Raw genomic sequence first — 24,144 nt, 5'->3', positions numbered from 1 at the left:
GTGTACCTGATACACCGCATCGCCTGGATCGCCAGCAAGCCGGCTCCTACAGGTCGTGTGATTAAAGGTACTTGTCGGTCACAGCCCCCTCCGAAGCACTGGACACCGTCTTCGCATACTTGGCCAACACCCCGCGCTTGTACTTCGATTCCGGCCTCACCCAACGCGTTTTACGCTCGGCCAGTTCGGCATCGGAAACGTCCACGGTAATCTGCCGGGTTTCGGCGTCGATGGTGATTTTGTCGCCATTCTCGATCAACGCAATCGGCCCACCCTCGAAGGCCTCCGGCGTAATGTGCCCGACCACGAAACCGTGGGAACCACCGGAAAAACGCCCATCGGTGATCAGCGCCACATCCTTGCCCAAGCCTTTACCCATCACAGCCGAGGTCGGCGAAAGCATCTCGCGCATGCCCGGCCCGCCTTTGGGGCCTTCATAGCGAATCACGATCACTTCGCCGGGTTTGACCTCGCCGTTGAGGATGCCGGCCAATGCGCCTTCTTCACCGTGATAGACCCGCGCCGTACCTTCGAAGCGCAGGCCCTCCTTGCCGGTGATCTTCGCCACGGCACCGGTGGGAGAGAGGTTGCCGCGCAGGATCACCAGGTGCGAGTCCTTTTTGATCGGCCGGTCGAAGGGCAGGATCACGTCTTGACCCGCAGGGTAATCGGGTACGTTTTCGAGGTTTTCCGCCAGGGTCTTGCCGGTGACAGTCAGCACATCGCCATGCAGCATGCCGGCCGCGAGCATGCGCTTCATCAAGGGCTGGATGCCGCCGATAGCCACCAGTTCGCTCATCATGTATTTGCCGCTGGGGCGCAGGTCGGCCACCACTGGAGAGATCTTGCCCAACTCGACGAAATCATCGAGGGTCAGATCAACGTCCACCGCATTGGCCATCGCCAACAAATGCAGCACCGCGTTGGTCGAGCCGGCGAGGGCGATCACTACGCGGATGGCGTTTTCGAAAGCCTTGCGAGTCATGATGTCGCGCGGTTTGAGGTCGAGCTTGAGCAGCTCCATGACCTGCTGCCCGGCGCGGAAACTGTCCGAAGCCTTGTCCCCGCCGACAGCGTCCTGGGAACTCGAACCGGGCAGGCTCATGCCCAACGCCTCGATGGCCGAAGCCATGGTGTTGGCGGTGTACATGCCGCCACAGGAGCCGGGGCCGGGAATCGCCACTTTCTCGATCTGCTTGACCTGGATTTCGCTGATGTCCCCGCGTGCATGCTGGCCGACGGCCTCGAACACGGAAATGATGTCGGTGTGGCCGGCGCCGGGGCGAATGGTGCCGCCATAGACGAAGATAGAAGGACGATTGAGCCGCGCCATGCCGATCAGACACCCCGGCATGTTCTTGTCACAACCGCCCACGGTCACCAACCCGTCAAAGCCTTCGCACCCGACCACCACTTCAATGGAATCGGCGATCACCTCGCGGGACACCAGCGAATACTTCATGCCTTCGGTGCCATTGGCGATGCCGTCGGAAATGGTGATGGTGTTGAAAATTACCCCTTTGGCACCGGCAGCATTGGCACCTTTTTCAGCTTCAATCGCGAGTTTGTCGATGTGCATGTTGCAAGGCGTGACCATCGCCCAGGTGGAGGCGATGCCGATCTGCGGTTTCTTGAAGTCTTCGTCGGTAAAGCCCACGGCACGCAGCATGGCGCGGGCGGGCGCGGCCTCGACGCCGTCGATCACTTGGGAGGAATATTTGCGCAGATCGTCTTTATCGCTCATGACTACTCCTCACAGACTCAATTGAAGACCTCTGAGTATAGTCGGGCGTCCGCGATAACCTGTAGGAGCCGGATTGCTGGCGAATGCGGACTTTAACGTTGCATCGCCATTGAAAACACCATCGCCAGCAAGCCGGCTCCTACAGGTTCGAGCGTGAATTGCGGATCGGGTGACCGACGCGCATCCGGACCAGCCAGTCGTGAACAGACGCGCGGGTTTGCCATGTCGTGATATTCTTCGCCCCAACTTGGTTTGACCTATTCAGTTTTCCTGTCCTTGAGACGGGTGAACAGAATCACTGTCGCTCCAGTAGCTGAAGCCAAAAAAGATAAAAAGTCAGTTCAGTAGGGACATATAACTGGGGTCGACGCAGTCAGTCGGCCTTGCGTGCCCACCCTCCAGATGTCATGTGCGAGAACCCACGGCAGCCTGCCTGAATGCCGGGAAACAAGGGCTCGTGAGTGAAGATGGAAGGGCGGATGGCGTTTTATCATAGGTGCTACAGATGTTTAAGAAAGTGAACACGGCCCTGCTGGGGCTGGCCTTGTCGTTGGGGATGACGACAGCCCAGGCCGAAGAAGCCAAGAAAGTCGACGTGCTGTTGATCGGCGGCGGCATCATGAGCGCGACCCTCGGCGTCTGGCTCAATGAGCTGGAACCCGGCACCTCGATGGAAATGATCGAGCGCCTCGACGGCGTCGCCCTGGAAAGCTCCAACGGCTGGAACAACGCCGGTACCGGTCACTCTGCCCTGGCCGAGTTGAACTACACCCCGGAAGACGACAAGGGCAACGTGTCGATCCCGAAAGCCGTTGAAATCAACGAAGCTTTCCAGATCTCCCGTCAGTTCTGGGCCTGGCAGGTTCAGCAAGGCGTGCTGAAGAACCCGCGTTCGTTCATCAACTCCACGCCGCACATGAGCTTTGTGTGGGGCGATGACAACATCAAGTTCCTGAAAAAGCGCTACGAAGCCCTGCAAGCGAGCCCGCTGTTCGCCGGCATGCAGTACTCCGAAGACCCGGCTGTGATCAAGAAGTGGGTTCCGCTGATGATGGAAGGGCGTGACCCGAACCAGAAAATCGCGGCCACCTGGTCGCCGATCGGCACCGACGTGAACTTCGGCGTGATCACTCGCCAGTTCGTTGCGCACCTGCAAACCACGCCGAAATTCGACTTGAAGCTGTCCAGCGAAGTGCAGGACATCACCAAGAACGCAGACGGCAGCTGGCGTGTCAGCTACAAAAACCTGAAAGACGGCAGCAAATCCGAAACCGACGCCAAGTTTGTGTTCATCGGCGCTGGCGGCGGTGCACTGCACTTGCTGCAAAAGTCCGGCATTCCTGAAGCCAAGGAATATGCAGGCTTCCCGGTAGGCGGCTCGTTCCTCGTGACCGAGAACCCGACCATCGCCGAGCAGCACCTGGCCAAGGCCTACGGTAAAGCTTCGGTGGGCGCACCGCCGATGTCGGTTCCGCACCTGGACACCCGCGTGCTGGACGGCAAGCGCGTGATCCTGTTTGGCCCATTCGCGACCTTCAGCACCAAGTTCCTGAAAGAAGGTTCGTACCTGGACCTGCTGACCACCACCACCACGCACAACGTGTGGCCGATGACCAAGGTTGGCATCAAGGAATATCCGCTGGTCGAGTACCTTGCCGGCCAACTGATGCTGTCTGACGAAGACCGCCTCAACGCGCTGAAAGAGTACTTCCCGAACGCCAAAGCAGAAGACTGGCGCCTGTGGCAAGCAGGCCAGCGTGTGCAGATCATCAAGCGTGATGAAGCTGCCGGTGGCGTGCTGAAACTGGGCACCGAAATCGTCGCTTCGCAAGACGGCAGCATCGCCGGTCTGCTGGGCGCATCGCCAGGCGCGTCGACCGCTGCACCGATCATGTTGACCGTGCTGCAGAAAGTGTTCAAGGACAAGGTCGCGACCCCTGCGTGGCAGGAGAAGCTGCACCAGATCGTGCCGAGCTATGGCACTCAGTTGAACAACGATCCGGCGAAGGTCGCTGAAGAATGGGCCTACACCGCCAAGGTGCTGGAACTGACTCCGCCGCCGGTGATTGGCGAGATGGTGGCTCCGGCTGCTGCTCCGGCCGAGAAACCGAAGGCAGTGAAAGAGAACGCCGCGGCTGATATGGCTCTTTAATCTGGCTGCCCCACCTGTAAGGCTGGGGCATCAGGATTAGCTGATCCGCAATAAAAAACGCCCGCTGAACCGGTAACGGTCAGCGGGCTTTTTTTGGTCCGTTTATCCCGGCAATCACAGATAACGCCACACCTGTAGGAGCCGGCTTGCTGGCGATGGTCGTTAACGATAACGCGTGCGGTCTGGATTCACTCGGCGCACTTGAATCCATCGCCAGCAAGCCGGCTCCTACAGGTGTTGCAAGTTTCCAGAACCTTTTTCGTGGCCAGTTTTCATCTGATCCGTATTTTCCAACGCCTTCTGCATCTGTAACGCACACAGCCTGAGCCTCACAATCTCGGCACGGTCCGCAGTCGCAACAGCGCTTGCACCGCACCTTCAAACTGTAGGAGGCCTTATGGGCAAGATGGCGATTTTTCTGGGTGGCTTTCTGGTGCTGACTATTTTGATCGGGGTGCTTGCGACCATTTCGCCGACCTGAGGTATTGTCAGTCCTTTGGATCAGATCGATTACAAAGGGACGAACATGACATTGACCGTCGAAGACCTCGTTAGCATCTCAATGACCAACCCGGTAAATGCGGAGGTCGCCAAACGCTTGCCATCACTGGGTTTGAATCAATGTTTACTCACCGCCGGGTGCCTGTTTCAGGCCGTGTGGAATCATCAGTCGAACTTGCCACCCGCGTGGGGCGTGAAGGATTACGACGTTTTTTACTTCGATGAAGATCTGTCCTGGGAGGCTGAGAATGAGGTCATCCAGAGAGCCCAGCGTTTGTTCAAGGACCTCGATGTTAACGTCGAGATCAAGAACCAGGCGCGCGTACACCTGTGGTACGGCCAGCGGTTCGGCGGTGTCTATCCTCAGCTACAGTCGGCCAGGGACGGGATTGATCGCTACCTGATTGCGGGTACGTGTATGGGGCTGGATATCGTCACCGGCGACGTCTATGCCCCCAATGGACTGGGCGACACAGAACTCGGGCTCTTGCGCATCAACCCGAAAAATCCCAAGCCAGATTTGTTCGAACAGAAGGCGAAGAGTTATCAGGCGCGATGGCCGTGGCTCAGGATCGTCGATCCCGCGGTTTCATAACCAAACCCGTTAAAGCAAAAGTGGCCCCTCATACCGGGCCACTTTTCTCTCCATCCCTAAATCCGCGCCAGCGCCTGGGCCAGATCCGCCCGCAGGTCTTCGACGTCCTCGACCCCCACCGACAAACGCACCAGCGCATCGCCGATGCCCAGTTGTGCGCGGGTTTCTACGGGGATGGTGGCGTGGGTCATGATCGCCGGATGCTCGATCAGGCTTTCGACGCCGCCGAGGCTTTCGGCCAAGGCGAAGATTTTCACGTTTTCGAGGAAACGCCGGGAGCCCGCCAGATCAGTGTTCAGATCGACGGAAATCATCCCGCCGAATCCGCGCATTTGCTGCCGCGCCAGTTGGTGCTGCGGGTGCGAAGGCAGGCCCGGATAATAGACATGCGCCACTTGCGGCTGACGCTCCAGCCATTGCGCCAGGTCCAGCGCGTTGCTGCAGTGTCGCTCCATGCGCAGCGCCAGGGTCTTCACCCCGCGCAGGGTGAGAAAGGCGTCGAATGGCCCGGCGATGGCGCCCACGGCGTTTTGCAGGAAACCCAGGCGCTCGGCCAGTTCCGCGTTTTGTCCGACCACGGCGATGCCGCCGATCACGTCGGAGTGGCCGTTCAGGTATTTGGTCGTCGAGTGCAGCACGATGTCGAAGCCCAGCTCCAGTGGGCGCTGAATATAGGGGCTGGCGAAGGTGTTGTCGGCCACGCAGATGATGCCGCGTGAACGGCAGATGCGGGCGATGGCGGCGAGGTCCGTGAGGCTCAGCAAGGGGTTGCTCGGCGTCTCCACCATCACCATGCGCGTGTCGACTTGAAGCGCTGCTTCGAAGGCCGCCAGGTCGGTCAGGTCGACAAAGCTGAAGCGATGCCCGGCACTGCGTTGCCGCACTTTGTCGAACAGACGGAACGTGCCGCCGTATAGATCATTGCCGGAGACGATGTGCGAACCCGCATCGAGTAATTCGAGCACGGTGGAGATCGTCGCCAGCCCGGAGGCAAAGGCGAAGCCCTGGGTCCCGCCCTCGAGGTCCGCCACACAACGCTCCAGCGCAAAGCGTGTCGGGTTGTGCGAGCGCCCGTAGTCAAAACCTTTGTGCACGCCGGGGCTCTGCTGCAAATACGTGGAGTTGGCATAGATCGGCGGCATCAGCGCCCCGGTGGTGGGGTCTGGCGTCTGGCCGGCGTGGATCACGCGAGTGGCGAAACCGCGCGGCTCGGCGTTTTTGTCGTGCTGACTCATGCAAGGGATCTCCGTAGATGATTGAGCATGTCGACCCGGGTAATCAGGCCGTGGAAGCCCGAGGCGTCAGCGATGATCGCCACCAGCCCGCGATCGAGCTCGGCTTGCAGTTCGGCCAGGCTGGCGTCAGGTGGCAGGGTTTGCAGTTTGTCGGTCATCGCACTGGCCACCGTCTGCCGAAAATGCGAAGCGTCCTGATGTACGCGCAGCAAAATATCGGACTCGTCGATGACGCCGATCAGGCGCTTGCCGTCCACCAGCACCGGCAATTGCGATACATCCGCCAGGCGCATGCGCTGGAACGCGGTGAGCAGGGTGTCGTCCGGGCCTGCGCTGATCACCCGGCCATCTTCGAAGCGTCGCGCGATCAGGTCGCGAAGATCGCCGTAGCGCTTGATTTGCAGCAGGCCCTGATCATTCATCCATTGGTCGTTGTAGACCTTCGACAGGTAACGGGTGCCGGTGTCGCAGACGAAGCTGACCACACGTTTGGGCTCGGTCTGCTCGCGGCAATAGCGCAGCGCCGCGGCCAACAGGGTACCGGTCGAAGAGCCGCCGAGAATGCCTTCGGCGCGCAGTAATTGGCGGGCATGATCGAAGCTTTCTTCGTCGCTGATCGAATAGGCGTGGCCCACGCTGGAGAGGTCGGCAATCGATGGAATGAAGTCCTCGCCAATGCCTTCCACTGCCCAGGAACCGGGCGTGCCGAGGGTGCCGCTGCGGCTGTACTCGGCCATCACCGAACCCACCGGGTCGGCCAGCACCATCGTCAGGTTGGGCTGCACCCGTTTGAAGAAACGGGTCAACCCGGTCAGCGTACCCGCGGAGCCGACGCCCACGACGATGGCATCCAAATCATGCTGGGTTTGCGCCCAAATCTCCGGTGCGGTGCTGCACTCGTGGGCCAGCGGGTTGGCCGGGTTGTTGAATTGATCGGCGAAGAAGGCGTCAGGAATTTCCTCTGCCAGCCGCGCCGCCACATCCTGGTAGTAGTCGTGATGGCCCTTGCCGACATCGGAGCGGGTGATGTGCACTTCGGCGCCCATGGCCTTGAGGTGCAAGACCTTCTCGGTGGACATCTTGTCCGGCACCACCAATACCACCCGATAACCCTTGGCGCGGCCGACCAGCGCCAGGCCAAGACCGGTATTGCCGGCAGTCGCTTCGACGATGGTGCCACCGGGTTTGAGGCGACCATCGCGCTCGGCGGCGTCAATCATCGCCAGCCCGATGCGGTCCTTGATCGAGCCGCCGGGGTTTTGCGATTCAAGCTTGAGAAACAGTGTGCACGGGCCGGTATCGAAGCGGCTGACACGCACCAGTGGCGTGTTGCCAATCAGTTCGAGTACGGCAGGGCGGGAGTCGTTTGGCATGTCATCACCTCCTGTGGAAATCCACTGGAAAGACAGAAACCAGCGGCGGGTCATCGCGCCATTTGCGGCAAATTCTGCTTGGGACCATAGGCCCGGATTGCCTCCCCCGCAATCGGTCGCGGCTCACCGGTAGCATAGTCGCCCACCGCAAAAGCACCCCCGACTTTGGGGGATTACCCTTTGTTTGGTTGGCAATTTGGGGGAGTAAATTGACGGGATATTGAAATCTTGGTGGGACGTGTGAGCTGTGAAAACACTTTAAAAGCCATCCATAGCTTCATGATTCGCCGGCTATAAGGTTGCCGTAATCATGGCCAGGTTGACGTTCTGCATAAGCTCCGTGATCGTCGCCAGACTGCCCAATTGCATGGCCGCCATGATCATGGCCTGGCTAGGCGCGAGCGCCAGCGCGGCCAGCAGCTCGATCTCCGGTACGACCTTCTCTACGACACCGATCACCGCGAACGTTGATGCCGTGAGCAAGGCTACCGCTGCCGCTACGGATACCGCCGCCATGATGATCGCGACTGCCACAAACGCAGTGATGAACACTGCCACCATCGCCTGTCCCGCCATGACCACCTCCGCTGCCGATTGCGCCATTGCTTATAAACAGCCAAAGCAAGGCACGGGCCAACAGACCATCGGCGGTTAGCGGAATCGCTGTGGGATCGCCTCGGCGAACGGGTAAAGGGCAAAGTAGGGCCGGGCTTCGTCGAGGACCCGCTGGAAGGAGGGACGGTTCGTCAGCCGCTCGAAATAGCTGCTCAAGCCCCCGCACGACTCGGGAAACGGCACCAATGTGCTGGCATAAAACAAGGCCGGGGCAGCGGCGCAATCGGCCATGCTGAAGTCCTCGCTGGCTACCCAGGTTCGGCCCGCCAATTGGCGTTCCAACATGCCGTACGCGGTCGTCAGCGCCGTGCGTTCTTTCGTCAGGTCACCGTGGGTGGCATACAGACGATCGGCAACGATCTGTTGCATCGGCACCTGGACGTGCAGATCGAAGAATCGATCCCACAAACGCACCTCCAGCGCGCTATCCCCATCGGTGGGAACCAAAAGGTGCTGGCCAGCAAATCGATCCAGATACTCAATGATGACACTCGACTCCGCCACGTTGCGCTCGCGGGCGTGGTCGCGGATGACCGGGAATTTGCACAATGGCCAGAGCGCCTGAAGTTCCGCTCTGTCCGCCTCGTTGGAGAGGTCGATGATTCGCCTTTCAAATTCGATCCCGTGTTCGTAGAGCGCGACAAGCACCTTGTGGCAGAACGACGAAAGCGGGTGGTAATAGAGAGTCAGTGGCATCTTCAAACTCCTGCAAACAGGGCAACCGATGCAGTATCGGTCATCACTGGAAATCGCGCCCATGATGGCGCCCGACTGGCGACGAACAGCGCCAGCGTGATGAAAAACCACCCACGCGATTTTCAAATAGGGCGAGCGCCCATACCTCTGCACGACAAACCTTATCCCTCTACGAAAACTACTTTCACCTCGTTTGATAATCACCCCTCGAAATGTTTTAAGAGTTTCACAAATCTTCGATGTGACCCTCTCGACACGGGCCGTTGAGCGCCTGCGTTGGGCGCCGATGGCCTGCGCAATGGCGGCGAAACATCCAAAACAATAAGAAACCTTCCAGGAGCCCCGTATGTTCAAACGCGCAATCCCCACCTTATTCCTTATCGCTACCGGCTCGACCTGCGCACAAGCGGCAGACACCGGTGCACACGGCTTTCTGGAAGACAGTAAAGCCACGCTCTCGATGCGGACCTTGTATTTCAACAGCGATAACCGCGACGGCAGCGCGGCCCCTTCGAAAACCGAGGAAACCGCACAGGGTTTCGTGCTGCGCTACGAATCGGGATTTACCCAAGGCGCTGTCGGTTTCGGGCTTGATGCCCAAGCGTTGCTTGGCGTGACCTTGGACAGCGGTGGCGGCCGGCATGTCGGTAGCGGCATGATTCCTTCGGACGGTGACGGTGCGGCTGAATCGTGGAGCAGCTTCGGCCCGACCGCGAAGATGCGCCTGGCAAAAACCGAGCTGCGCTACGGCACGCTGCTGCCTAAATTGCCGATCCTGATCTCGAACGATGCCCGCGTGTTGCCGCAGTCATTTACCGGCACCCAGATCACTTCGAAAGACATCGAAGGTCTGACCCTGACCAGTGGATTGCTCGAGTACGCGGTGGGGCGCGCTTCGACGGACCGTACCGGCCTGTCAGTCGCCGGCGGCACTCAGGACAGCAACAAGTTTTACTTCGCCGGGGGGGACTACGAGGTCACCAAGGCCATGAAGGCGCAGTATTACTTTGCGCAGCTTGAGGATTTCTACAACCAGAACTTCCTCGGTCTGACCCACATTCTGCCAATCGACGGCGGCAGTACGATCACGACTGACTTGCGCTACTTCCGCACCACGTCGAGCGGCGCCAACAGTAGCGCCGCAGGCCGGGCCCAGGGTTATCGCGTTTCGGGTTACACCGAGGACAACAACGGCGAAATCGACAACAGCACCTGGGCTGCGATGATCACCTATGCCAATGGCGGACACGCGGTGACACTGGGGCATCAGCGCGTCAGTGATGGCAGCAACTTCGTCCAGCCCAACCAGGGCAACCTGCCGGACAAAGGGGCGGGCGGTGGCAGTGTCTATCTGCCTTCGGATCGCATGATCCAGAACTTTGCCCGTGCGGGGGAGCAAACCAGTTTTGGCCAGTACGCCTACGACTTTGCGCCACTGGGCGTGCCGGGTTTGAAAGCTTCAATCGTTTATCTGAAGGGGACGGACATCAAGGTCCACAACGCCGGTGACCAGTCGGAGTGGGAGCGCGATATGGTTCTGGACTACGTGATTCAGGCGGGTACGTTCAAGAATGTGGCGTTCTCCCTGCGCAACGGCCAGTCAAACAGCGATGCGGGGCGGGATGTTGATCAAAGCCGCTTCATCATCAACTACACGCTTTCACTGCTGTAATCACGGCTTGAAACCGTCCAGCCTTTGAGCTCGTTCAATGCATCAGGTAGCCGAAATAAACGAAGGCCACGGCTGCGGCGATACCAAACGTAAACAATGCCTTTGCCGTTGAATTGCGCGCTGACAGTGTTTCGTCGTATCGCTGCAAGCGCGGATCGGGAAGCTCAGTCCGGTCTTCGTAGGCGTGCATGATTGCCCGGTAGGTGTATCGCAGGGCAATCAACAACAGCAGGGCGATCAGGCCGAGGACCAACCCGCGAGTGATAGCCGGTTCGATCAAAGGCGGGGAGTGTTCATCTTCACAGGCGACACTGTCGACTTGCGCGACGGTGATTCGCCCGAATTCCGTTTCGGGTAGTTTTTCGCCGTTCTGGAGTTTCGCCTGTTGCGCCAGATCCAGCGCTTGATACTGCCAAAGCGTGGTCGACCCCTCCCGGCAGTAAGTGAATCGGTCCGGGTTTGGGGCGGCAACGATACAAGCATCTTCGATACCGCGTTTTTTCAGGGTTTCAATCGCCGACCTGGTGAAGTCGAGTTCGAGAACCGGAATGACCCCGCTGGCAGTCGCCGCTACCGAAACCAGCAAGCTGCCCATCGCGCACACCGTTGTTATTTTCAAGGTTGGGTTTCCTTGTTTTTATTAGATTTGTGAGTACGGCTGCCATTCCATTCTGATCATCAAGTCTCTTATCGCATGGCGGGATTGGCGCGAGTTGTGCCCCAGTCCCGCCATTTCTACTATTTGCCCGCTATGAGCGACGGCGTGCGCGGCGGGATCATTCGCTTGCTCCCGGTGGATTCAAATGCCGCGGCAAAACGCAGCAATGCCGAATCATCATAAGCACGACCGGCGAACGTCAGGCCAACAGGCATGCCGATGTCCGGCATGATGCCCATCGGCACGGTGACCGTCGGAACCCCCAAGTGCCGGATGGCGAGGTTGCCGTTGGCGACCCAGACGCCATTGCTCCAGGCGATGTCCGCAGATTTCGGGTCGACATCGGCATTGGCCGGCGCAACGTCGGCGACTGTCGGGAACAGCACGGCATCGAGCCCTAGCCGATCCATCCACTCTTCAAGGTCGATTTTCCGGGTCTTTTCAAGGCCCCGCAGCCCGTCAGGCACCGTGGTGATCTGGTCCCAAGGGGTAATGCCGCGCTCGGCCATCTTCACGTATTCGTCCATGCCCGCGGCAAGGTCGCCTTCACGGTTGGGCAGCGTTCCCGGGTCGTGGGGGAAAATCAGCGGGCCGTCGACATCCACCAGACGATTCAACTTCGGATCGCCATTGGCCTGAAGGAAGTCATCGAACGCCCAGGCTGTCAGGTCCCACAACTCGTGGTGCAGGAACTCTTTCGACACGATCCCGCGATTGAATACGGTCGGCGCACCGGGGCGATCACCTTCGCAATTGGACACCAGCGGGAAATCCACCTCGATCACTTCGGCGCCGGCGCCTTCGAGGGCCCTGCGTGCTTCTTGCCAAAGTCCGATCACCGAATCACGGGTGATGATTTTCTGCCCGGTCGGGCCACCGATTCCCGGCTCATCGCTGGTGCCAGCTTCGGCGTCGGCGTTGATGTACATGCGCGGAACGCCGAAACGCTTGCCCGCGAGTGTATCGGCCTTCGCCACAAGCTCCAGATAAGAAGCAGGACGCACCGAGGCGACACTCGGAATCGGCACCCAGGGTTGCAGGCGCCACAGATCGCCACGGGTGTCAGGATCTTCCGCAACCACCACGTCGAGCACTTCGAGCAGGTCGGCCATGGTTCTGGCGAACGGTACCACCACGTCCATCGTCGGCGTCAGCGGCCAGTTGCCGCGCACCGAAATCACGCCGCGCGAAGGCGTATAGGCACATAAACCATTGTTCGAGGCCGGGCCGCGACCGCTGGACCAGGTTTCTTCGGCAAGCCCGAATGCCGCGAAACTGGCGGCCGTGGCAGTCCCGGCGCCATTCGACGAACCCGAAGCGAAGGGAGCGGTGAGATATCCGGCGTTGTAAGGGCTTTCCGCACGGCCATAGACACCGCGCTGCATGCCGCCATTCGCCATGGGCGGCATGTTGGTCTTGCCCAGGCAAATGGCACCCGCGCCGCGCAACCGTTCGATGGTGAAAGCATCGCGATAGGCAACCAGGTCCTTGAAGGCCGGGCTACCCGAAGCGGCGGTAAGCCCCTTCACCAGATAACTGTCCTTGGCGGTGTAGGGAATGCCATCGAGCGGGCCAAGGGTTTCGCCTTTGGCCCGACGCGCGTCGGACGCTTGAGCTTCGTTGAGCGCATCGGGGTTGCGCACCACCACTGCATTAAGCGCGGTGGGCGTATTGGCGCCGTCGTAGGCATCGATCCGGGCGAGATAAGCCTGGACCAGTTCAACCGCAGTGGTCTGACCGGATTCGAGCGCAGCACGCAGCTGGGCAATGGAAACCTCGGTAACCTCGATCATGCTGCCACCCACGGTTGCTGATGGGCGACGCAGCGAGTCTCTTCTTCACGCTGGATCCGGGGCACGGTGGCATCACATCTTTGAAAATGGGTGTTCATATCGGTTCTCGTTGCACTGCTGTTACGCGACAGTCTGGGTCAAAAGTTAGCGGTGTATTTTGCATCAAGTCGCAGCCGATTAGGCACTGGCATCGGCTTCATGCTCGTCGGCGAATTCCATGAGCACCTCCAGGTCGAGTACATCCAGCTTGATCCGCGAAATAAAGGCAGAGAAGGCCAGGTTTGCAGCGAGCAGGCGCAGATCGGAGGCCCAGGCCGGGAGATGGTGCGGGCCCTGCAGCCAGCCGGATTCGAACAGCGGGGCCAGGCGCACGGTGTCACCCAGGCTCAGGCGCCCGGCAAACAGATAGCCCACCAGTTCCGGTCGGTTGTCACGGATCGCGATGCGCAGCAGCGTGTGCACGCCCAGCAAACCGGTGAGGTAGGCGGCGTCCTTGGTGAACGCCGAACCACCGCGCAGATCAGCACCGCGGAACACCCGCTGGGTCGAGCGGAAGGACTCCTCTTGCGATTGACCCGCCGCGAGAAAACCTTCGAATACCTGAATGAAGTCGGCGCCATCCAGCGCCTGCTGCACAGCGAGCACGCGCAGGGCGAGGCGCCGCAGGCGGTTGATGTCCATGCTGCCGGTGAACAGCTCGGCGAGAGTGGCAATGCCTTCTTGAGTCTGGGTCGTGCGCGGCGCTCCCAGGCCGAGGCTTTTCAGGTTGGGTTGCAGTGCGCCGTTTTGTGCGGTGGCGACATGCACGAACGCTTCGTGTTGCAGCAACTGGTTTTTGTCCAGTTCCGAGAACAGGGCACTTGCCCGCAGACGGACGCGGCTCGACCCGGCAATGGCTTTGGCGGCCAGGGTTGGATCGAGTACGACGGTTATCTTGCCGGGGCCGAAGAAGCGGTCCAGTTCCGGCTGCAACCAGGCTGCGAACGCTTCGGCCGGAATATCGGCCGGACTCGGTGGAATCCGCGCACCGCCCAAAAGGGCATCGGTGGTATCGAGGAAGAACCGGGCCGCGTCGAGCATGCTCAGGTTCAGGCGGTGGTAGTAGAAATCCGGGCGTCGATACAGCGCTGACGAATATTGGGTGAAGGCGGGCGTACCTATGGCGCCGAGCATGTGCCCGGCGGTGGCATAGCTGCGTGCCGTCATCGCGAGGTGGAGTCCGGCCGGATGGCCCTCGTCGCAGCGGCTGATAAAGGTTTCGAGGGCGGCGATATCAGCACTGTGATCGCGCGGGCGCAATTCGACTTTGGGCAGCTCGGCATGCCCGGCGCGCCAACTGGCCAAAAACGTTTCCTCGACCCCGTCCGGCCAGGCAAGCGCATCCAGCACGCGGATCTTGCGGGCCAGGCCGGGCAGGGCAGCATCGAGTTCGGAGAGGGGTGCGGCGCTCACATCAATCTCCCTGGTAAACGAGGTTCAATCGCAACAGCGTAGTCGTTATCCCGACGTTGCGGTGAAGGTCTGTTGGCCCGGAAGCGAAAAAAACATTTCACACTACACTGGAGTGGATTGAGCTGCCGCGGCGAGGATGACTGCATGCAAAGAACGGGAGTACAGAAGCGGGCCCGGGTGCTTGATCCGGTGGACCGAGTAACAGAGGTGATCTTCGGCCTGCTGATGGCGATGACCTTCACGGGCACCATCAGCGTGGCGACATCGGGCCAGGAAGAGGAACGCACGATGATGATCGCTGCTTTGGGTTGCAACCTTGCCTGGGGGCTTGCCGATTCGGTGATGTACTTATTGCGAACCCTGATCGAACGCACGCGCAACCGCACGTTGCTCGGCATTTTGAGCGGCGGGGCCGACGCGGCCACCGGGCAAGCGCTCATCGCCGAGGCGCTGCCACCTCGTCTGATGGCTGCGGCGGGCACAGAAGAATTGGAATTGCTGCGTCAGCGCTTGATCAGTCATTCAGTCATGCCGGTTCCACCCAACCTCGGATGGGATGATTTCAAGGGCGCCATTGGTGTTTTCCTGTTGGTGGTGGCCTCGACATTCCCGCTGGTGGTGCCGTTTCTGCTGCTCGACGAGACGGGGCTGGCCGTACGCCTGTCTAACCTGGTCGGACTAGTGGTGCTGTTTATCGCCGGCTGGATACTCGCGCGATATGCCGGGGCAAAACCCTGGGTTGGGGGCCTGGCAATGGCGGTCACCGGCGCTGTGCTGATCGTCGCAATCATCGCCCTCGGCGGATGATCGGGCAGTAACCGACGCTGTTTAACTTTCGGTGTTTTGTATGGGTGAGGTGTAGGTCATGGCAAAGGATAAAAAAGCCCCGAAGCGTCAAGCGGCTGAAAGCCAGAAGCTGAAGAACAAGGATTACCTTGAGCAACTGCGCGTTCTGCACGTCGAACTGGTCAAGTTGCAGGAATGGGTCAAAGCCAAGGGCATCAAGATCTGCATCGTTTTCGAAGGGCGCGATGGCGCTGGCAAAGGCGGGACGATCAAGGCGCTGACTGAGCGGGTGAGCCCGCGTGTCTTTCGCGTGGTGGCGCTGCCGGCGCCGACGGATCGTGAGAAAAGCCAGATGTACGTCCAGCGTTATTTGCCGCATCTGCCGGCGGCAGGTGAGGTGGTGATCTTCGATCGCAGTTGGTACAACCGTGCGGGCGTTGAGCGGGTGATGGGGTTCTGCACTAAAGAACAGGTGGCCGGGTTCCTGAAAACCGCACCCAATGTGGAGCGTGCAATCGTCGACTCGGGCGTCATCCTGCTCAAGTATTGGCTGGAAGTCAGCTCCGACGAGCAGACCCGTCGGCTGGAGGCACGCATCAAGGATGGACGCAAAATCTGGAAGCTGACCCCGATGGATCTGAAGTCCTACAGCCGTTGGTATGACTACTCCCGCGCACGTGATGACATGTTTGAGGCGACTGACACCGAGTACGCGCCATGGCTGGTGGCCAACTCGAACGACAAGCGCCGGGCGCGGCTGAACATCATTAGCGATATGCTCAGTCGCATTCCGTATGAGGATGTGCCGCGAGAAAAAGTGATCTTGCCCAAGCGGCAGAAACCAGGCGGCTATCGCGAGCCGGACTATCCCGTCAGACGCATTCCCGAAAAATTCTGACGGGCAATTGCGTTGCAGCTCCCCGGCCATACAACCTCGGGCGATAGTCCTATGAGCGATTCAGATTCTTCGCCTCCCGTCCCGGAACCGGGGCGGATTGCCCATCGGGAATCGAGCGACAAGCAAACTGGCTGGGGCCGCTGGTTTCCCGGCCTTCGAGCGTTGCGCGAGTACAAACTGGCCTGGCTGCGTTACGACATCATGGCCGGTTTGGTTCTCACCACGATGCTGGTCCCTGTCGGTATCGCCTACGCCGTGGCATCGGGCGTACCCGGCATCTATGGGCTCTACGCGACCATCATTCCACTGCTCGCTTACGCATTGTTCGGACCCAGTCGAATTCTGGTGCTGGGGCCGGATTCATCGCTGGCAGCGGTCATTCTTGCGGTTGTCCTGCCGTTGTCGGGCGGTGACCCGCAACGCGCCATTGCCCTGGCCGGCATGATGGCGATCGTGTCGGGCGCGGTGTGCATCCTGGCGGGGATAGCGCGCCTGGGCTTCATTACCGAGTTGCTGTCCAAACCGATCCGCTACGGTTACATGAACGGCATTGCCGTGACGGTGTTGATCAGCCAGTTGCCCAAGCTTTTCGGTTTTTCCATCGAGACCGATGGACCGTTTCGAAATCTGTGGTCCATCAGCACCTCGGTGCTGGATGGAAAGACCAACTGGGCGACGTTTACGATTGGCGCGGTCACTCTGGCGGTGATTCTGCTGCTCAAGAATTACAAGCGTATCCCGAGCATCTTGATTGCCGTGGCCGGTGCGACCGTTGTCGTGGCGGTGCTGGACCTTGCCGAGCGTGCGGGTGTGTCGGTGCTCGGCTCGCTGCCACAAGGTTTGCCGGCGTTCGCGATTCCGTGGATCACTCGCGACGACATTGTCCCGGTGCTCATCGGTGGTTGCGCCGTGGCCCTGGTCTCATTCGCCGACACCAGCGTGCTCTCACGCGTTTACGCGGCGCGGACCCGTACCTACGTTGACCCGAATCAGGAGATGGCGGGGCTCGGTTTTGCCAATCTGGCGGCTGGGTTCTTCCAGGGTTTTCCAATCAGCAGCAGTTCTTCACGCACTCCAGTGGCCGAAGCGGCGGGCGCCAGGACTCAGTTGACCGGTGTAGTCGGCGCACTGGCGGTGGCCTTGCTGCTGATGGTGGCGCCGAACCTGTTGCAGGACTTGCCCAACAGCGCGCTGGCCGCCGTCGTGATCGCGTCGGCCATTGGTTTGATTGAAGTTGACGACCTGAAGCGGATTTATCGAATCCAGCGCTGGGAATTCTGGTTGTCCATCGCATGCACCATTGGCGTCGCCGTGCTGGGGGCGATCGAGGGCATTGGCCTGGCGATTGTGATCGCGGTCATCGAGTTTCTGTGGGATGGCTGGCGGCCGTATTCCGCGGTGCTGGGGCAAGCCGAGGGCGTCAGGGGCTATCACGACATCCGACGTTATCCCGATGCCAGCCTGATACCTGGCCTGGTGTTGTTTCGCTGGGACGCGCCGTTGTTTTTTGCCAACGCCGAGTTGTTCAACGACCGGGTACTGGACGCCGTGGCGGCTTCGCCTACACCCGTGCGCTGGCTGGTCGTGGCGGCGGAACCGGTGACCAGTGTCGACGTGACTTCTGCCGATATGTTGGCCGAGCTGGACGAAACCTTGCACGCGGCGGGTATCAAGTTGTGCGTGGCCGAGATGAAGGACCCGGTCAAGGACAAGCTCAAGCGCTTCGGGCTGTTCGCGCGGTTTGGCGAATCGGCGTTTTTTCCGACCATGGATGACGCTGTCACCCGCTACCTGGAGATTAATCCGGTGCAATGACGCCTGTAACTAAGCTTCGTCATCCTCGGCACCGGGATAGAAACCGTGGAGCAGGCGATAGCGGTCACGCCGGACCTGTTCGACCCGTTCTTCCACTTGCTGCCCGGGAAAACCCAGCAGCACCAACGCATGGGCGGCGAGCATCAGGCTGGACTCAAGCAATTCAGGCACCACTTCGCTGGCACCGGCAGCCTTCAACTCGGCGAAATCACTGTCATCGCGAGTACGTACCAGAATGGGCACGCTCGGGTTCACCCGGCGTGCTTCCTTGAGTATCGACAGGGCAATAGACGTCTGCCCCACAGCTATCACGAGCAGTCTGGCGCGCTCCAATCCCACAGCGATCAGTAGTTCGCCTCGGTGCGAATCGCCGTAGTGCACGCTGCTGTCCGCTTCGCTCGCTTCTTCTATTCGCACCGGGTCGTTGTCCAGGGCGATGTAGGACTGTTTGGCATTGCGCAGGACGCGTCCGATGGACTGGCCGACACGACCGTAACCGCAGATCACCACATGCCCTTGAACCTCGGCGTTGATTGCGCTGATTTCCTCGAGTTGCACTTCTTGATTGGGCTTGCGATGCAAGTACGCCGCGATGCGCGGGGCTGCGCGCAGCAGCGACGGCGTCAACAGCATGGAGCAGAAGGTCGCGGCCAGCAGCAGGCCGCCAAGCTCGGGAGGCATCAGGTTGCCGGCTTGCATCTGCGTCATCAGCGCAAAACAGAATTCGCCACCCTGCGCCAATGCCAGGCCACTGCGCCATGCGGTTTCATTGTCACTGCCGCGCAGTTTGACCAGCACCGCAACCACGGCACCTTTGATCAGCAGCAAGCCCAGGGTCAGGCCGAGAATCAACAGGCCATGACTGGCGAACAAGCGCAGGTCGATGAGCATGCCGATACTGACGAAAAACACGCCGAGCAGGATGTCGCGAAAGGGCCGGATATCCGCTTCGATTTGATGCCGGTAGTGGCTCTCCCCGAGCAGCATCCCGGCGAGGAATGCGCCCAGGGCAGGGGACAGACCGAGCAGGTGAGTCAACCAGGCGGTCAACAGGACGATGGCCAGAGTGAGCAACACAAATAGCTCGGCGGAACGCGCCTTGGCGACTTCATGAAACAGATGGGGCAACAGCCAGCGACTGGTCAGTGACAGCCCGACGAACAACACCAGGGTCTTGCCCAGTGTCAGGGGCAGCGCCCAATACCAGGCCTGGTCGCTGGTGCCAGCGAACACGGGCACCAGCGTCAGCAGCAGAACGGCCACCACATCCTGGAACAGCAACACGCCAATGGCGTTCTGGCCGTGGCTGCTGAAGATCTCGCCGAGGCTGGTCAGCTCCTTGCTGACAATCGCGGTGGAAGACAGTGCCAGACCGCCACCGAGCAAAAACGCCGGGGTCGCCGGCATGCCCATAAGCATCAATGCTGCGCCCAACAGTGCTCCGGACGTCACCACCTGAAGGGTGCCGAGACCGAAGACAACGCGACGCAGCGCGATCATTTTCGACAGGGAAAACTCCAGCCCCAGTGAAAACAATAAAAACACCACGCCCATTTCCGCTATGAGCGGCAATGCGTCGCTGTCGCTGACCCAATCGAACGCTTTCGGCCCAATGATCAATCCCACGCAGAGATAACCCAACACCGGTGGCAATCGCAGGCGCTGGAACAGAGCAATAACTACCAGGGAGGAAACAAAAATGATGAGCAGGGTCGCAAACATACCAACTCCAGCGGGCGTTCCAGGTTTGATCGGCTGCGGGGGCGCAATGGCTTACCCCGATCGAATATTGCAGTCCCCGGATAGAGCGCAGTTGCTTCAAATCAATCGCAGTCCGGTGCGGTCAGCGGTGAGTCTAGTCGCTCCTGTTCCTTCGACCCGTGATCTCCCGGATTTTTCCGCATGCACCTTCGTCATCCATCCGGACACGCAAAATGGCCATTACGATCTCCTTTTGGCCAACCCCACGCTATGAACCGTCTAGTCTGTCAGCAAGAATCGGAGCGCAAGGCTGACTCAGTAGGGCCTTGCGAATCCATAACCAGAATTTTTGTCTTCCTTGCCCTTGGCTTTTTTAAGGCCGCTTGCCGTGTACAGAACATAAAAAACCAACGAGCTGACATTGGGGAATTGATCCATGGACACTATGAAACGCATTCTGGGCGCCACGGTGTGTGGGCTGACGCTGCTGGCCAGCGCCGTACACGCCGAACAGCGCGAGTTGAGGGTGTACAACTGGGCGGACTACATCCTGCCGTCCGTGCCCAAGGACTTCGCCGAGAAGACCGGCATCAAAGTGACTTGGGACACCTTCGACACCAATGAGTCCCTGGAAGCCAAGCTGCTGACCGGTAACTCCGGGTATGACCTGGTGGTGCCGTCCAACCAGTTCATCGAAACCCAGATCAAGGCCGGCGTGTTCCAGAAACTCGACAAGTCCAAATTGCCCAACTGGAGCCATCAGGATCCGGCGCTGCTCAAGTTGCTGGACAAGAATGACCCCGGCAACCTCTACGGCGTGCCTTACATGTACGGCACCGTGCTGATCGGCTTTAACCCGGCCAAGGTCAAGGCTGCGCTCGGCGAGAATGCGCCGGTGGACAGCTGGGACCTGGTGTTCAAGCCGGAGAACATGGAAAAGCTGAAATCCTGTGGCGTGGCGATGCTCGACTCGCCATCGGAAATCCTGCCGCTGGCCCTGCATTACCTGGGGCTGGATCCGAACAGTCAGAACCCGGATGACTACGAAAAAGCCAAGACCTTGATGTTGAAGATTCGGCCCTACGTGACCTACTTCAACTCCGCCAAGTACATGACCGACATCGCCAACGGCGATATCTGCGTGGCCATCGGTTACTCCGGCAGCTTCTATCAATTCGGCAATCGCGCCAAAGAGGCGGGTAACGGCGTAGTCGTTGATTGGCGCTTGCCGAAGGAGGGTGCGCCGATCTGGTTTGATACCTTCGCCATTCCGAAAAGCGCGAAAAACGTCGAAGAAGCCCATGAGTTTCTCAACACCTTGCTCGATCCGAAAGTCATCGCGCCGATCAGCGACTTCCTCGGTTATCCAAATGCCAACAAGGATTCGTTACCGCTGATCAACAAGGAAATCACCGGCAACCCCAACCTGACGCCAACCGCCGAAGCCTTGAAAACCCTTTACGTCGTGCAACCCCTGCCGCAAAAGCTGGAGCGAGTGCGCACGCGGGTGTGGACCAGCATCAAGTCCGATAAATAAACCTGTAGGAGCCGGCTTGCTGGCGATCGCATTTTGTCGGCGATACCTGTGTCGATGTCACTACCGCAATCGCCAGCAAGCCGGCTCCTACAATGGTTGTTCAGTGAACACAAAACTCACGAACGATGCACATCCCTGTAGGAGCTGCCGCAGGCTGCGATCTTTTGATCTTGATTTGCGGCGATCTCAAGTCCGCCGAAGATCAAAAGATCGCAGCCTGCGGCAGCTCCTACCGGGGGCGATGGTGCTTTGTCAGAACTGCGGCGTGAACTTAACGCTGTAGTTTCACGGACAACCTGTAGGAGCCGGCTTGCTGGCGATCGCGGTCGTGACAGCGACACAGGTATCGCCTGACAAAACGCGATCGCCAGCAAGCCGGCTCCTACAGTAAACGCGGTGTCAGAACTGCGGCGTGTACTTCACGCTGAACATCACGTTGCGTGGATCGCCGAAGTTGTTGTTGCCGCTGAGCTGGTTGTAGGCCGCCGTGTAGTAGTGCTTGTCGAACAGGTTGTTGGCGTTCACCGCCAGCCCGATCTCAGGCGTCAGCTGGTAGCCGACGCGGGCACTCCAGACGGTGTAGCCCGGCACGTCGTAGGTGTGTTCATAGCCCAAGGTATGGCTTTGGGTGGTGAAGCCCAGCCCGGTGCTGACACGGCTCCAGTCGCCGCTGAACTGGTAATCACCCCAGGCCCGCAGCATGTGCTTGGGCGTCCAGGTGCTGAAGACCTTGCCTTCGTTTTCCGGGTCGTCAAGGTACTTGGTGGTGTTGTAGGTGTAACCGGCAAACAGCTGCAAACCGGTGAGCACTTCGCCGCTGATTTCCGCGTCGACCCCCTGGCTACGCACTTTCCCCGCCGCTACCGAGCAGTACCAGCCGTCGCAGGCGAAGCCCGAAGACAGGTCGTTGAGCGCACGGTTTTCCTGGTCATAACGGAACACGGCCAGGGAAGTGTTGACGCGGCCATCCATTAGCTCGCCCTTGAGGCCGACTTCGTAGTTACTGCCGATCACCGGCTTGAGCATCGAGCCGCCGGCGTCGCGCACGGTCTGTGGTTCGAACACGTCGGTGTAGCTGGCATACACCGCCCATTCGCGGTTCAGGTCATAGATGATGCCGGCGTAAGGCGTGACTTCTCCGGTTTCGTTGGCGGTGCTTTCAGGGTTTTCCGTCACGACGTCGCTGAACGCGACCTGAGTCCATGACTTGTAGCTGTAGTCGTACCAGCTGACCCGCGAGCCCAGCACCAGGGTCAACGGATCGATAGGCTTGACCCGCCAGCTGCCGTACAACCCTTTTTGCCGAATGTCGTATTTGCTCGGTGTTGCACGACCGCCGGCGGTATTGAGCAAACCGTCGTAGCTGATTTCCGGGCGGTCGTGGTTAATGCCAAAAATCGTGTCGGTGCTGTTATTGAAGGTTCGGGCGAACTTGTCGTCGGAAGTGTACTTGGAGTAGTTACCGCCGATCATGACTTCGTGCTGCATGGACAAGGCGTCGAAGTGGCCGATGAGGTTCGTGTCCAGACCGAGCTTGGTCGCGTCGAAATCCGTCACGAAGTCCGCGTACTGCACGCCGCTGCCATCGGCCTCGAGGCCATCGCCGCTACTTTGCAACCGCTGGTTCTTCGCCTTGTTGTTTTCTGTCATGTGCACGGCACCGACCTTGAAGGCCCAATCGTCGTTGAAGCGGTGCTCCAGATCGGTGTAGACGGTGGTGACATCGATGTCCGAATGGTTCCAGCGAGCGCCGGTGTAGGTGGAGCGCGACACATCGACGGGGCTGCCGTCGGAATAACGCGGCAGGCCGCGGATCATCGGGCGCGACTCGGCGTCGGAGTAGCTGACCGCCATGCCCAGGGTGGTGTCCTCACGCAGATCGATGTCCAGCGCACCGTACAGCGAGTGGGTCTTGCTCCATTCATAGTCGATGAAGGAATCACTCTGATCCTCGTCGGCCACGAAACGGCCACGCACAGTGCCGGTCTGGTTCAACGGCCCGCCGGCATCCAGTTGCAAGCCGTAGTGATCCCAGGAGCCGGCCTTGGCAGTGACCGTCACGGTCGGTGCATTCTGGCCGCGCTTGCGCACCAGGTTGATGGCGCCGCCGGGGCTGCCGGTGCCTTGAAGCAAACCGGACGCACCGCGCAGCACTTCCATGCGATCAAAGAAGATCAGGTCCTGGGTGGCCCAGTTACCCAGCGCGTAGGTGTTGCGCGGGATTGGCACGCCGTCGTACTGCCAGTCATCGATCTGGAAGCCGCGCGAGGTCAGGATCAAGCCCTTGCCCACGCCCTGAACGCCGACCAGGCCAGTCGTTTTGTTCGCCGCGTCTTTGAGGTCGGTGAGATCCTGATCGTCCATTTGTTTGCGGGTCATCACAGTAACCGACTGCGGAATTTCCTTGAGGGTGTGCGTGCCCTTGCCGATAGTCACCGCTCGCGCCGCGTAGGATCCCGAGCCCTCGGTGGTAGCGTCGTTGCTGTTTTCGATGATGTTGGTCGCACCCAGTTGCAGCGTGGTGTCACTGGTCGCAGTCAGCTCGACGCTGAAGTTGCCCTGTTCGGTCACTCGCAACTGCAGGCCGCTGCCCGTTAGCGCCGTCTGCATGGCCTGTTCAGGCGACATCCGGCCGACGACGGCGGGTGCCTGCTTGCCCTGCACAAGGGCTGGCTCCAGCGAAATGATGTGTCCGCTCTGGCTGGCAATGGCGTTCAGCGTACTGGCGAGCGGGCCGGCGGGCAGGTTGAAGGGCTGGGTTTGCGCCTGCGCCAGGGTTGAACCTGCCAGGCTTGCCAGGGCAACGGCGACGGAAAGTGAGTGGGACCACGGGTTGAACACAGCATTCTCCTGAAGGTGTAAGTGTCAGGAGATAGGTGGGATGAGAAATGAAAACCGGACACAAATAAGAGTCATTTTCA

Annotated in this window: 17 protein-coding genes; 7 read left to right on the top strand and 10 right to left on the bottom strand. The window is 59.9% G+C overall.

What is annotated here, in order from left to right; all coding sequences use genetic code 11:
* Nucleotides 1–61: 61 nt before the first annotated feature.
* Nucleotides 62–1,744, bottom strand: a complete 1,683-nt coding sequence (gene ilvD, locus KGB21_RS21450) for a dihydroxy-acid dehydratase (RefSeq protein WP_223506645.1) — start codon at nucleotides 1,742–1,744, stop codon at nucleotides 62–64.
* Between the two features lie 505 nt (nucleotides 1,745–2,249).
* Here ilvD and mqo point away from each other — a divergent pair.
* Both mqo and KGB21_RS21440 read left to right on the top strand, forming a co-directional pair.
* Nucleotides 2,250–3,896, top strand: a complete 1,647-nt coding sequence (gene mqo, locus KGB21_RS21445; RefSeq protein ID WP_223506644.1) for a malate dehydrogenase (quinone) — start codon at nucleotides 2,250–2,252, stop codon at nucleotides 3,894–3,896.
* A gap of 526 nt (nucleotides 3,897–4,422) precedes the next feature.
* Nucleotides 4,423–4,992, top strand: a complete 570-nt coding sequence (locus KGB21_RS21440; RefSeq protein WP_223506643.1) for a nucleotidyltransferase family protein — start codon at nucleotides 4,423–4,425, stop codon at nucleotides 4,990–4,992.
* A 56-nt stretch (nucleotides 4,993–5,048) separates the two neighbouring features.
* Here the strand turns inward: KGB21_RS21440 and KGB21_RS21435 are convergent, their stop codons facing one another.
* The 4 genes from KGB21_RS21435 to KGB21_RS21420 all read right to left on the bottom strand — a co-directional run bounded on the left by KGB21_RS21435 (nucleotide 5,049) and on the right by KGB21_RS21420 (nucleotide 8,911).
* Nucleotides 5,049–6,227, bottom strand: a complete 1,179-nt coding sequence (locus KGB21_RS21435; RefSeq protein ID WP_223506642.1) for a trans-sulfuration enzyme family protein — start codon at nucleotides 6,225–6,227, stop codon at nucleotides 5,049–5,051.
* The gene (locus KGB21_RS21430) at nucleotides 6,224–7,600 is read right to left on the bottom strand and encodes a pyridoxal-phosphate dependent enzyme (protein ID WP_034150559.1); all 1,377 of its coding nucleotides are present in this window, start codon (nucleotides 7,598–7,600) and stop codon (nucleotides 6,224–6,226) included. Before KGB21_RS21430 ends, KGB21_RS21435 begins: the two co-directional genes overlap by 4 nt.
* Before the next feature lie 291 nt (nucleotides 7,601–7,891).
* A complete protein-coding gene (locus KGB21_RS21425; RefSeq protein ID WP_223506641.1) occupies nucleotides 7,892–8,176 on the bottom strand; it encodes a hypothetical protein in 285 nt (94 codons plus the stop codon).
* A gap of 75 nt (nucleotides 8,177–8,251) precedes the next feature.
* On the bottom strand, nucleotides 8,252–8,911 hold the full coding sequence (locus KGB21_RS21420) for a glutathione S-transferase family protein (protein ID WP_223506640.1): 660 nt from the start codon (nucleotides 8,909–8,911) through the stop codon (nucleotides 8,252–8,254).
* A 346-nt stretch (nucleotides 8,912–9,257) separates the two neighbouring features.
* Here KGB21_RS21420 and KGB21_RS21415 point away from each other — a divergent pair, with 346 nt between their 5' ends.
* The gene (locus KGB21_RS21415; RefSeq protein WP_223506639.1) at nucleotides 9,258–10,583 is read left to right on the top strand and encodes an OprD family porin; all 1,326 of its coding nucleotides are present in this window, start codon (nucleotides 9,258–9,260) and stop codon (nucleotides 10,581–10,583) included.
* 34 nt (nucleotides 10,584–10,617) lie between these two features.
* Here KGB21_RS21415 and KGB21_RS21410 read toward each other — a convergent pair whose 3' ends face one another.
* The 3 genes from KGB21_RS21410 to KGB21_RS21400 all read right to left on the bottom strand — a co-directional run bounded on the left by KGB21_RS21410 (nucleotide 10,618) and on the right by KGB21_RS21400 (nucleotide 14,486).
* Complete coding sequence (locus tag KGB21_RS21410) at nucleotides 10,618–11,202, bottom strand: hypothetical protein (RefSeq protein WP_223506638.1); 585 nt, start codon at nucleotides 11,200–11,202, stop codon at nucleotides 10,618–10,620.
* A 119-nt stretch (nucleotides 11,203–11,321) separates the two neighbouring features.
* Nucleotides 11,322–13,034, bottom strand: a complete 1,713-nt coding sequence (locus KGB21_RS21405) for an amidase (protein WP_223506637.1) — start codon at nucleotides 13,032–13,034, stop codon at nucleotides 11,322–11,324.
* A 177-nt stretch (nucleotides 13,035–13,211) separates the two neighbouring features.
* A complete protein-coding gene (locus KGB21_RS21400; RefSeq protein WP_223506636.1) occupies nucleotides 13,212–14,486 on the bottom strand; it encodes a flavohemoglobin expression-modulating QEGLA motif protein in 1,275 nt (424 codons plus the stop codon).
* Nucleotides 14,487–14,630: 144 nt separating this feature from the next.
* Here KGB21_RS21400 and KGB21_RS21395 point away from each other — a divergent pair, with 144 nt between their 5' ends.
* From KGB21_RS21395 to KGB21_RS21385, 3 genes are read left to right on the top strand one after another with little or no spacing between them, the layout of a single operon-like run.
* Complete coding sequence (locus tag KGB21_RS21395) at nucleotides 14,631–15,293, top strand: VIT1/CCC1 transporter family protein (RefSeq protein WP_223506635.1); 663 nt, start codon at nucleotides 14,631–14,633, stop codon at nucleotides 15,291–15,293.
* A 58-nt stretch (nucleotides 15,294–15,351) separates the two neighbouring features.
* Nucleotides 15,352–16,170, top strand: coding sequence for a polyphosphate kinase 2 (ppk2, locus tag KGB21_RS21390; RefSeq protein ID WP_223506634.1), 819 nt, complete (start codon nucleotides 15,352–15,354; stop codon nucleotides 16,168–16,170).
* 51 nt (nucleotides 16,171–16,221) lie between these two features.
* The gene (locus tag KGB21_RS21385; protein ID WP_223506633.1) at nucleotides 16,222–17,985 is read left to right on the top strand and encodes a SulP family inorganic anion transporter; all 1,764 of its coding nucleotides are present in this window, start codon (nucleotides 16,222–16,224) and stop codon (nucleotides 17,983–17,985) included.
* Between the two features lie 9 nt (nucleotides 17,986–17,994).
* On the opposite strand, the gene KGB21_RS21380 is transcribed toward KGB21_RS21385, so the two are convergent.
* Nucleotides 17,995–19,707: a cation:proton antiporter gene (locus KGB21_RS21380; RefSeq protein WP_223506632.1), complete on the bottom strand. Its 1,713-nt coding sequence runs from the start codon at nucleotides 19,705–19,707 to the stop codon at nucleotides 17,995–17,997.
* 415 nt (nucleotides 19,708–20,122) lie between these two features.
* Between KGB21_RS21380 and KGB21_RS21375 the strand changes: the two genes are divergently transcribed.
* Nucleotides 20,123–21,223, top strand: a complete 1,101-nt coding sequence (locus tag KGB21_RS21375) for a polyamine ABC transporter substrate-binding protein (protein ID WP_034150569.1) — start codon at nucleotides 20,123–20,125, stop codon at nucleotides 21,221–21,223.
* Between the two features lie 399 nt (nucleotides 21,224–21,622).
* Here KGB21_RS21375 and KGB21_RS21370 read toward each other — a convergent pair whose 3' ends face one another.
* Nucleotides 21,623–24,064 (bottom strand): TonB-dependent siderophore receptor, encoded by a 2,442-nt coding sequence (locus tag KGB21_RS21370; RefSeq protein WP_223506631.1) that lies wholly within the window; start codon nucleotides 24,062–24,064, stop codon nucleotides 21,623–21,625.
* Nucleotides 24,065–24,144 lie beyond the last annotated feature (80 nt).

Origin of the sequence: Pseudomonas sp. GL-RE-29 (genome assembly GCF_019947275.1) — a bacterium.
GTDB classification, from domain to species: Bacteria; Pseudomonadota; Gammaproteobacteria; order Pseudomonadales; family Pseudomonadaceae; genus Aquipseudomonas; species Aquipseudomonas fluorescens_A.
The sequence above is the reverse complement of the archived record's forward strand: the minus strand, read 5'-3'. Positions and strand labels throughout refer to the sequence as shown.

Coding starts and splice junctions, on each gene's coding strand:
- KGB21_RS21420 (WP_223506640.1), bottom strand. CDS start 8,911: ATGCCACTGACTCTCTATTACCACCCGCTTTCGTCGTTCTGCCACAAG.
- KGB21_RS21425 (WP_223506641.1), bottom strand. CDS start 8,176: ATGGCGGGACAGGCGATGGTGGCAGTGTTCATCACTGCGTTTGTGGCA.
- mqo (WP_223506644.1), top strand. CDS start 2,250: ATGTTTAAGAAAGTGAACACGGCCCTGCTGGGGCTGGCCTTGTCGTTG.
- ilvD (WP_223506645.1), bottom strand. CDS start 1,744: ATGAGCGATAAAGACGATCTGCGCAAATATTCCTCCCAAGTGATCGAC.
- KGB21_RS21385 (WP_223506633.1), top strand. CDS start 16,222: ATGAGCGATTCAGATTCTTCGCCTCCCGTCCCGGAACCGGGGCGGATT.
- KGB21_RS21435 (WP_223506642.1), bottom strand. CDS start 6,227: ATGAGTCAGCACGACAAAAACGCCGAGCCGCGCGGTTTCGCCACTCGC.
- KGB21_RS21375 (WP_034150569.1), top strand. CDS start 20,123: ATGGACACTATGAAACGCATTCTGGGCGCCACGGTGTGTGGGCTGACG.
- ppk2 (WP_223506634.1), top strand. CDS start 15,352: ATGGCAAAGGATAAAAAAGCCCCGAAGCGTCAAGCGGCTGAAAGCCAG.
- KGB21_RS21430 (WP_034150559.1), bottom strand. CDS start 7,600: ATGCCAAACGACTCCCGCCCTGCCGTACTCGAACTGATTGGCAACACG.
- KGB21_RS21395 (WP_223506635.1), top strand. CDS start 14,631: ATGCAAAGAACGGGAGTACAGAAGCGGGCCCGGGTGCTTGATCCGGTG.
- KGB21_RS21440 (WP_223506643.1), top strand. CDS start 4,423: ATGACATTGACCGTCGAAGACCTCGTTAGCATCTCAATGACCAACCCG.
- KGB21_RS21380 (WP_223506632.1), bottom strand. CDS start 19,707: ATGTTTGCGACCCTGCTCATCATTTTTGTTTCCTCCCTGGTAGTTATT.
- KGB21_RS21415 (WP_223506639.1), top strand. CDS start 9,258: ATGTTCAAACGCGCAATCCCCACCTTATTCCTTATCGCTACCGGCTCG.
- KGB21_RS21405 (WP_223506637.1), bottom strand. CDS start 13,034: ATGATCGAGGTTACCGAGGTTTCCATTGCCCAGCTGCGTGCTGCGCTC.